This is a genomic window from Gilliamella sp. Fer1-1 (assembly GCF_001690825.1).
In the GTDB taxonomy this organism is placed as follows: domain Bacteria; phylum Pseudomonadota; class Gammaproteobacteria; order Enterobacterales; family Orbaceae; genus Gilliamella; species Gilliamella apicola_C.
On record NZ_LZGX01000058.1, the window covers coordinates 1 to 527 of the forward strand.

Genomic DNA, 527 nt, shown 5'->3' on the forward strand with positions numbered 1-527 from the left:
ATCAGGGTTCCCCCCATTGTGCAATATTCCCCACTGCTGCCTCCCGTAGGAGTCTGGACCGTGTCTCAGTTCCAGTGTGGCTGGCCATCCTCTCAGACCAGCTAGAGATCGTCGCCTAGGTGAGCCTTTACCCCACCTACTAGCTAATCCCATATGGGTTCATCAAATGGCGCATGGCCCGAAGGTCCCATGCTTTGGTCTCTCAACTTTATGCGGTATTAGCAGTCGTTTCCAACTGTTGTTCCCCACCATTCGGCAGATCCCCATACTTTACTCACCCGTCCGCCACTCGTCATCAAGTGCAAGCACTCATGTTACCGTTCGACTTGCATGTGTTAAGCCTGCCGCCAGCGTTCAATCTGAGCCATGATCAAACTCTTCAATTTAAAGTTTGATGCTCAATAACTGTCTCTGACATATTCAAATGAATCTTCAGTGTCACTTATCAAGACTTAATTTTTTAGTCCGTAGACTTTAATCTTTTGTCTCGCAAGTGCCCACACAGATTGTCTGTTTCTTATTTTTAA

Annotated in this window: 1 rRNA gene; it reads right to left on the reverse strand. The window is 47.1% G+C overall.

The features are described from left to right. Window positions 1-386 (reverse strand): 16S ribosomal RNA (locus A9G28_RS07570); the annotation flags it as partial. Window positions 387-527: the final 141 nt, after the last annotated feature.